The following is an 8,267-nucleotide window of genomic DNA, read 5'->3' as shown; positions in this document are numbered from 1 at the left end:
CGCCCCGCGCGGCGGGGCCCCGGCCCCCCCCCCGCCCGCGGCCCCGCCCACCCCGGGCTCCTACAAAAAAAACAAAAGGCCCGTTGGCAATATGCCAAGGGGCCTTGAGAGGTGCTGACTAGAGCCGTCAGCTCAAATCACTTGATCCAGTCTGCAACGCGCTCAGGGTGTTTTGCCACCCAATCTTTCGCTGCGGCGTCAGGCTTGGCGCCGTCTTGGATCGCCAACATGACTTCGCCGATTTCGTCTTTCGAGGCCCACTGGAAGTTCTTCAGGAACTTGGCAACTTCCGGCGCCTTCGTGGCCAGTTCTTTGCTGCCGATGTTGTTCACGGTTTCAGCCGCGCCATAAACGCCTTTCGGGTCGTCCAGGAAGCGCAGTTTCCACTTGGCGAACATCCAGTGCGGTACCCAACCGGTCACAGCGATGGATTCGTTTTTCTTCTCGGCACGGGTCAGCTCGGCAATCATGCCGGCGCCGGAACTGGCCTTGAGTTGATACCCGGTCAGATCGTAATCCTTGATCGCCTGCTCGGTTTTAAGCATCACGCCCGAACCGGCGTCGATGCCGACGATGCGTTTTTTGAAGGTGTCGTCAGTTTTCAGGTCATCGATGGTTTTAGCCTTGACGTACTCCGGCACGATCAAGCCGATTTTTGCATCCTTGAAGTTCGGACCGTAATCGACGACTTGATCCTTGTTCTTGGTCCAGTATTCGCCGTGAGTCACCGGCAGCCAGGCGGACAACATGGCGTCGAGTTTGCCGGTGGCCACACCCTGCCACATGATCCCGGTGGCGACGGCTTGCAGTTTCACGTCATAACCCAGCTTTTGCTTGATCACTTCGGCGGCCACATGCGTGGTCGCGACGCTGTCGGACCAACCGTCAACGTAACCGATGCTCAGGGTTTTGCTCTCGGCATTGGCCATTGTGGAGCCAATCGCGAGCACCAGAGCGGCACCTGCGCCTAAAAGTCGTCGCATCTTCATCGTTACTTCCCCGAAAGTGCTGCGCTCGACGGGTGCCGAGTCGCGTCAACGTATTGTTATGGTGCACAGCGCCCCCATCACGCCCACCGCAAACTCGTTCGAACATCAGCGTGATTTTCCATGAGAGCACTGATGCCTCGATAATCAACCTGACGACAACCGGAACCTGTGCTGTCAGCGACCTCAAGGCATCGAGAAACGACATCAGAACGCCATTAATCACGACCGCCTGGAGTGCGCCGACCAATCCGCCCGAACTTTGCATGTCAAAATCATGCAAGCCCCCTAGCGCGGGGCAAATGAAGGTAACATGCGCGGCTTTGCTCCCAGACGGCCTGACCATGCCCGCGACCTCCCGCTTTCCTTTTCTGGCTTATCTCTTCGCTTGCCTGCTGGGGCTGTTTGCCCTTGGCGGCTTTTGGTACGGCCTTGGCAAACCGGTGATTCTGCCGGACGTGGCCAGCGCGACGCACAAGCTGCAATGCGCCTCCTACACCCCGTTCGACAAGGACCAGTCGCCGTTCGACGTGCCGTTCAAGTTGCGCCCCGAGCGCATGGACGCCGACCTCGCGCTGCTGGCCAAAAGCTTCGAGTGCATCCGCACCTATTCCATGACCGGCCTCGAGGCGTTGCCCGACCTGGCGCGCAAGCATGGTTTGAAACTGATGATTGGCGCCTGGGTCAACAGCAACCCGGTGGACACCGAGAAAGAAGTCGACCTGCTGATCGCCTCGGCCAACGCCAACGCGGACGTGGTGACCTCGGTGATCGTCGGCAACGAAACCCTGCTGCGCAAGGAAGTCACGGGTGCGCAGTTGGCAAAGCTGATCAATAAAGTCAAAAGCCAGGTCAAGCAACCGGTGACTTACGCCGATGTCTGGGAGTTTTGGCTCAAGCACCCGGAAATCGCCCCGGCAGTGGATTTCCTGACCATCCATTTGCTGCCGTACTGGGAAGATGATCCCTCGAACATCGACGCCGCGCTGCAGCATGTGGCCGAAGTGCGTCAGGTGTTCGGCAACAAATTCGCGCCCAAGGACGTGGTGATTGGCGAAACCGGCTGGCCGAGCGAAGGCCGTCAGCGCGAAACCGCCCTGCCGAGCCGGGTTAACGAAGCCAAGTTCATTCGCGGTTTTGTCATCATGGCCGAGCAGCAAGGCTGGCATTACAACCTGATCGAAGCTTTCGACCAGCCCTGGAAGCGCGCCAGCGAAGGTGCGGTCGGTGGTTACTGGGGGCTGTTCGATGCCGATCGCCAGGACAAGGGCGTGCTGGCCGGTCCCGTGTCGAACGTGCCGTACTGGTCGCAGTGGCTGGCCGTTGGCGGTTTGATTTTTCTTGGCACGCTGATCCTTGGCGGGCGTGTACGCACCACCCGCGCTGCACTGGTGCTGCCGCTGCTCGGCGCACTGGCGGCGTGCTCGATTGGCGCCTGGGGTGATCTGGCGCGAGTCACGACGCGCTTTGCCAGTGAATGGTTGTGGGTGGCGTTGCTGACGGGGTTGAATCTGTTGGTGCTGGCGCATGCTGCATTGACGCTGAGCGCTCGTACCGGTTGGCGTGAGCGGGCGTTCAATGCACTGGAGCGTCGAGCAGGCTGGCTGGTCGCCGGAGCAGGTTTTGCGGCGGCGGTGATGATGCTTGAACTGGTGATCGACCCGCGTTATCGCAGCTTTCCAAGTGTCGCCTTCATACTGCCGGCGCTGGTTTACCTGTGCCGCCCAGTGAGCGCGGCGCGCCGTGAAATCGCCCTGCTGACCTTCATCATTGGCGCCGGCATTGCACCGCAGCTGTTCCGTGAAGGGTTGCAGAACCAGCAAGCCTGGGGTTGGGCGCTGGTGAGTGTTTTGATGGTGGCGATGTTGTGGCGCTGTTTGCGGGTTCGCAAGGCGTAATCTTCAGCGCAGCTAGGTGGCCTCTTCACGCGCAAGCCACGCTTCCACAGGGTTATTCAGCGAATACAGATGTTGTGTACGACGAAGATCCTGCAGGAGCGAGGCTTGCCCGCGAAGACGGACTATCAGGCGCTACGGGAGGCCCGGACCAGCCGCAACCCCGCAATCACTACCGCGAAAACGGCCAAGGTCGTGTTGTACAACGCCAGCGCCGGAAACCCGAACACCAGCGCCAGCACCGCCAGCCACCACCCTGCCCGGCCCGGCACCACAAACCCGATGACCGCAGCGGCCAGTGCAGCAAAGCCCAACACCTTGAAGTGAATCATCAAGCCCAGGTTCGAACGAATCTGGCATTCCCAGCGGCTCGCCTCGTCCACGCAGATGCCAACCCACTGCGCATCCTCCATAAAGCCATAACGCGCGCCATAACTGGCGGCCAGCCATAATGGCAGCAGAACGAGTAGCAGAATCACGGGCAGACGGCGGGACATGAAGCACTCCAATAAACGAAAACGGCGGCCAGCTTAATCCTCCGGCAGCGCTAAGCAAACGCGCGTAACAGATAATTAGTCACGAAATAGCTGCAAAGTGTATCGTCCAGCTACTATTGATCCGAAATTCGCCCAGATTGGTGCCGCAGCATGGCACTTTGGCGCAAACCCCGTGGTCATAGCCTGCGAACTTCATTCGGCACCTTCCTCTAAGGGATCTAGTCATGCTCCGTTCCTTGCGCTTCGCCGCCCTGTTTGGCGGCCTTATTTTGAGTGCGTCCGCACTGGCGGTCGATATCGACGCCGCCAGTTATGGCTACCCCTTGACCAACCCGTTCGAGGCGACCATTGCCACGACTCCGCCGGACCTGCGCCCGGAGTTACCGCTGGACGACGACATCAATCAGCAGACTCGCAGCGTGACTCTGCGCCCGGAGCGTGCATTCGAACTGCCAGACAATTTCTGGCCGGTCAAAAAGCTGACCTATCGTATTGCCACCCAGGACAAGGCCGCGCCGCTGATCTTCCTGATCGCCGGCACCGGTGCGCGTTATGACAGCAGCCTCAATGAGTACCTGAAAAAGCTCTACTACAAGGCCGGTTATCACGTGGTGCAACTGTCGTCGCCCACCAGTTTCGACTTTATGAGCGCGGCCTCACGCTTTGCCACACCGGGTATCACCAAGGAAGACGCCGAAGACATGTACCGGGTGATGCAGGCCGTCCGGGCGCAAAACCCGCACGTTGCCGTCACCGATTACTACCTGACCGGTTACAGCCTGGGCGCGCTGGACGCGGCCTTCGTCGCGCACCTGGACGAAACCCGTCGCAGCTTCAACTTCAAGAAAGTCTTGCTGCTCAACCCGCCGGTCAACCTCTACACCTCGATCACCAACCTGGACAAGCTGGTCCAGACCGAGGTCAAGGGCATCAACAACAGCACCACGTTTTATGAACTGGTGCTGAACAAACTGACTCGCTACTTCCAGCAAAAAGGCTACATCGACCTCAACGATGCCCTGCTCTACGACTTCCAGCAGTCCAAGCAGCACCTGACCAACGAGCAGATGGCCATGCTGATCGGCACTTCGTTCCGCTTTTCGGCGGCCGACATTGCCTTCACCTCGGACCTGATCAACCGTCGCGGCCTGATCACCCCGCCGAAATACCCGATCACCGAAGGCACCAGCCTCACGCCGTTCCTCAAGCGTGCGCTGCAATGCGACTTCGACTGCTACATCACCGAACAAGTGATCCCGATGTGGCGCGCCCGCACCGACGGCGGCAGCCTGCTGCAACTGATCGACCAGGTCAGCCTGTATGCGCTCAAGGATTACCTGCACGACAGCCCGAAAATCGCCGTCATGCACAACGCCGACGACGTGATTCTCGGCCCTGGCGACCTCGGTTTCCTGCGCAAGACCTTTGGCGACCGTTTGACCGTTTATCCACTGGGCGGCCATTGCGGCAACCTAAATTACCGCGTCAACAGCGACGCTATGCTGGAGTTCTTCCGTGGCTAAATACCTCCTGCTTATCGCTGCGTTACTCTGTGCAGGCGTCGCCAATGCCGACAACAGCAAAGCCAACGCACCTGTCGTGGTCGACAGTGACGGTTTCAAGGAACCGCTGAGCAAACTCAAGTTCAACCCGGGGCTGGATCAGCGCGAGTTCGAACGTTCCACGCTCAATGCGCTGAACGTCTACGACCCGCTGGAAGAGTGGAACCGCCGGGTTTATCACTTCAACTACCGCTTCGACCAATGGGTGTTCCTGCCGGTAGTCGACGGTTATCGCTACATCACCCCGAGTTTCCTGCGCACCGGCGTGAGCAACTTCTTCAATAACATCGGCGATGTGCCGAACCTGATGAACAGCCTGCTGCAGTTCAAGGGCAAGCGTTCGATGGAAACCACCGCACGCCTGTTGCTCAACACCACCATCGGCATCGCCGGCCTGTGGGACCCGGCCACGGCCATGGGCCTGCCGCGCCAGAGCGAAGACTTCGGCCAGACCCTGGGCTTCTACGGTGTACCGGGCGGCGCTTATTTCGTGTTGCCGATCCTCGGCCCGTCGAACATCCGCGACACCGGCGGCCTGGTGGTGGACTTCAGCGCCGAATCGGCGATCAACTTCCTGAACGTCTCGGAAGTCAGCTCCAACCATCCTGAGGTCTGGGCCCTGCGCGGCGTCGACAAGCGCTACCAGAACAGCTTCCGCTACGGCCAGCTGAACTCGCCGTTCGAGTATGAGAAGGTGCGCTACGTGTACACCGAGTCACGCAAGTTGCAGATCGCCGAGTAAATCCGGCGGTAACAAAAAAGGCCATTCGATTCGCGTCGAATGGCCTTTTTTATGAGGTCTCTCAAACACCAAAAAACCAATGTGGGAGCGAGCCTGCTCGCGATGGGGCCAGCACAGTCAACATCTATGCTGACTGAAACACCGCTATGGCGAGCAGGCTCGCTCCCACACTTGGAAAGTGCCCAGCTTCTAGCCTTTCAGTGTTTTCCAGATTTTGCTGGCGACCATCACACCCGCCAGCACCACAGCTCCGGCCACAATCCCCGCCACCGCATTCAGCAACGTCGGCACGATAAACCCGGCACCGCCCGCCCCTGCACTGACGCTTTCAATCCAGTGATGAACCACCGGCACGCCATGGGTCAGAATCCCGCCGCCCACCAGGAACATTGCTGCCGTACCGATCACCGACAGGCCTTTCATCATGTACGGCGCTGCGCGCAGAATCCCGCCGCCGATGCTTTTGGCCATCTGCCCGGGCTTCTGGGTCAGCCACAGGCCGAGATCATCAAGCTTGACGATACCCGCCACCAGGCCATAGACACCGATAGTCATGACGATGGCAATACCCGACAGCACGATAACCTGCTGAGTCAACGACGCATCTGCCACGGTGCCGAGGGTGATGGCGATGATTTCCGCCGACAGGATGAAGTCGGTGCGGATAGCGCCCTTGATCTTGTCTTTCTCGAACGCCACCAGATCAACGGCCGGATCGGCCACGGCTTCGACCAGCTCCGCATGTTCGGCCTGATCTTCAGCCTTGCTGTGCAGGAATTTGTGGGCGAGTTTCTCGAAACCTTCGAAACACAGGTAGGCGCCACCGACCATCAACAGTGGGGTGACCAGCCACGGGATGAACACGCTGATCGCCAGCGCCGACGGCACCAGGATCAGTTTGTTGAGAAACGAGCCCTTGGCCACGGCCCAAACGACCGGTATTTCCCGTTCGGCACGCACGCCGCTGACCTGCTGGGCATTGAGCGCCAGATCGTCGCCGAGCACGCCGGCGGTCTTCTTGGCGGCCATTTTGGTCATCAACGCCACATCGTCGAGAACGGCGGCGATGTCGTCGATCAGCATCAGCAAACTGCTTCCTGCCATAAATCAGGTTTCCTTCTTGAATGAATGCCGCGCAGCATAGCGCGACCGAGCGCCACACGGGGCATTCTTGAGCGCCGCGCGAGGCCGGTGATACCATGCGCAACCGCCAGAACAGGCAAGGAACCCCCTGGTTTATGAGCACTATCCGCGAGCGCAACAAAGAACTGATCCTGCGTGCCGCCAGTGAAGAATTTGCCGACAAGGGCTTCGCAGCGACCAAAACCAGTGATATCGCAGCCAAGGCGGGATTGCCCAAGCCCAACGTCTATTACTACTTCAAATCCAAGGAAAACCTCTACCGCGAGGTCCTGGAAAGCATCATCGAGCCGATTCTGCAGGCGTCGACGCCGTTCAACGCCGACGGTGTGCCCAGCGAAGTGCTGAGTGGCTACATTCGCTCGAAAATCCGCATCTCCCGCGACTTGCCTTTCGCCTCCAAGGTATTCGCCAGCGAAATCATGCACGGCGCCCCGCACCTGAGTGCCGACCTGGTCGAACAGCTCAACGGCCAGGCCAAGCACAACATCGACTGCATCCAGACCTGGATCGACCGCGGCCAGATCGCCCCGATCGACCCTAACCACCTGATGTTCAGCATCTGGGCCGCGACGCAGACCTATGCTGACTTTGACTGGCAGATCACGGCCATTACTGGCAAGGCCAAGCTGGATGAAGAGGACTATGAAGCGGCGGCGCAGACGATAATTCGGCTGGTGCTGAAGGGGTGTGAGCCGGATCAGTGAGACTGCGCTGCGGCTTATCGTCAGCAGTCTCACTCCTGCATTTGGAATGCATTCCCCTGTAGGAGTGAGCCTGCTCGCGATCGAGGCGATTCGGTCCCAACTCAAACCCAAATCGCATCCCACAACGGATAATCGCCCAGTTTCTCCACCAGTCCAGCCCGCAAAGGGTTGGCCACGACATACCTCGCCAACTTCACCAAATCCTCCTCCCGCCGAAGTGCCCGATCATGGAATCCTCTCTGCCAGAGGCTAATATTTCGACCGGTACGCTGCTTCACCGCTTTGGTACTCATCGACTTGGTCTTTTGCATCAACTCGCTCAAAGAGCCCTGCTGTAATTCAATCAACCAATGAAAATGATCGGGCATGACTACCCACGCCAGTGAGTTCGCCAAGCCTAGATTCTGCGCATTTCGAAATTGATCGACGACCAGCCTGCCCAAGGTAAAATCCTTGAAAACCGGGATCCTGTGAAGTGTATTGCTGGTTAACAAATAAATCCGGCTGGCTTCGGCATAGCGCCCGACTCGCAATCGGTGTGCAGCAGGTAAATCCGGCATTCCTTGCCTCCCATGATCAGGTCAGGAGAAGGCTAGTCCTGTGGATTAAGGAAGACGGGACAAACTTTTGGCTGGATGTGTCAGGTAGATAGCTATCGCGAGCAGGCTCACTCCTACAGGGGATTTGTGATGTTCAGACATTTTGTGTCCAACCCCGATCCTTGTAGGAGTGAGCCTG

General features: G+C 58.9%; 8 protein-coding genes. 4 read left to right on the top strand and 4 right to left on the bottom strand.

Features of this window, described 5'->3' with window-relative positions; translation table 11 throughout:
- Positions 1-137 precede the first annotated feature (137 nt).
- Complete coding sequence (locus QMX98_RS29475) at positions 138-989, bottom strand: glycine betaine ABC transporter substrate-binding protein (RefSeq protein WP_010456861.1); 852 nt, start codon at positions 987-989, stop codon at positions 138-140.
- A 299-nt stretch (positions 990-1,288) separates the two neighbouring features.
- Between QMX98_RS29475 and QMX98_RS29470 the strand changes: the two genes are divergently transcribed.
- On the top strand, positions 1,289-2,884 hold the full coding sequence (locus QMX98_RS29470) for a beta (1-6) glucans synthase (protein WP_083376006.1): 1,596 nt from the start codon (positions 1,289-1,291) through the stop codon (positions 2,882-2,884).
- Between the two features lie 125 nt (positions 2,885-3,009).
- Here QMX98_RS29470 and QMX98_RS29465 read toward each other — a convergent pair whose 3' ends face one another.
- The gene (locus QMX98_RS29465; RefSeq protein WP_282411792.1) at positions 3,010-3,378 is read right to left on the bottom strand and encodes a hypothetical protein; all 369 of its coding nucleotides are present in this window, start codon (positions 3,376-3,378) and stop codon (positions 3,010-3,012) included.
- Positions 3,379-3,602: 224 nt separating this feature from the next.
- On the opposite strand from QMX98_RS29465, the gene QMX98_RS29460 reads away from it, so the two are divergent.
- Complete coding sequence (locus QMX98_RS29460; RefSeq protein ID WP_282411791.1) at positions 3,603-4,901, top strand: serine/threonine protein kinase; 1,299 nt, start codon at positions 3,603-3,605, stop codon at positions 4,899-4,901.
- Positions 4,894-5,682 (top strand): VacJ family lipoprotein, encoded by a 789-nt coding sequence (locus QMX98_RS29455; protein WP_010456868.1) that lies wholly within the window; start codon positions 4,894-4,896, stop codon positions 5,680-5,682. The genes QMX98_RS29460 and QMX98_RS29455 overlap by 8 nt, the downstream gene beginning before the upstream one ends.
- 189 nt (positions 5,683-5,871) lie before the next feature.
- Here QMX98_RS29455 and QMX98_RS29450 read toward each other — a convergent pair whose 3' ends face one another.
- Positions 5,872-6,786, bottom strand: a complete 915-nt coding sequence (locus QMX98_RS29450) for a DUF808 domain-containing protein (protein ID WP_010456870.1) — start codon at positions 6,784-6,786, stop codon at positions 5,872-5,874.
- 134 nt (positions 6,787-6,920) lie between these two features.
- On the opposite strand from QMX98_RS29450, the gene QMX98_RS29445 reads away from it, so the two are divergent.
- The gene (locus QMX98_RS29445) at positions 6,921-7,529 is read left to right on the top strand and encodes a TetR/AcrR family transcriptional regulator (RefSeq protein ID WP_083376004.1); all 609 of its coding nucleotides are present in this window, start codon (positions 6,921-6,923) and stop codon (positions 7,527-7,529) included.
- A 101-nt stretch (positions 7,530-7,630) separates the two neighbouring features.
- Here QMX98_RS29445 and QMX98_RS29440 read toward each other — a convergent pair whose 3' ends face one another.
- A complete protein-coding gene (locus QMX98_RS29440) occupies positions 7,631-8,089 on the bottom strand; it encodes a transposase (protein ID WP_221107020.1) in 459 nt (152 codons plus the stop codon).
- Positions 8,090-8,267 lie beyond the last annotated feature (178 nt).

Source organism: Pseudomonas sp. PS02303 (genome assembly GCF_029959925.1).
Classification (GTDB): domain Bacteria; phylum Pseudomonadota; class Gammaproteobacteria; order Pseudomonadales; family Pseudomonadaceae; genus Aquipseudomonas; species Aquipseudomonas mandelii.
Note: the sequence above shows the minus strand (reverse complement) of the source record. Positions and strands in the feature narration are given on the sequence as shown.

Coding starts and splice junctions, on each gene's coding strand:
- QMX98_RS29475 (WP_010456861.1), bottom strand. CDS start 989: ATGAAGATGCGACGACTTTTAGGCGCAGGTGCCGCTCTGGTGCTCGCG.
- QMX98_RS29470 (WP_083376006.1), top strand. CDS start 1,289: ATGAAGGTAACATGCGCGGCTTTGCTCCCAGACGGCCTGACCATGCCC.
- QMX98_RS29465 (WP_282411792.1), bottom strand. CDS start 3,378: ATGTCCCGCCGTCTGCCCGTGATTCTGCTACTCGTTCTGCTGCCATTA.
- QMX98_RS29460 (WP_282411791.1), top strand. CDS start 3,603: ATGCTCCGTTCCTTGCGCTTCGCCGCCCTGTTTGGCGGCCTTATTTTG.
- QMX98_RS29450 (WP_010456870.1), bottom strand. CDS start 6,786: ATGGCAGGAAGCAGTTTGCTGATGCTGATCGACGACATCGCCGCCGTT.
- QMX98_RS29445 (WP_083376004.1), top strand. CDS start 6,921: ATGAGCACTATCCGCGAGCGCAACAAAGAACTGATCCTGCGTGCCGCC.
- QMX98_RS29440 (WP_221107020.1), bottom strand. CDS start 8,089: ATGCCGGATTTACCTGCTGCACACCGATTGCGAGTCGGGCGCTATGCC.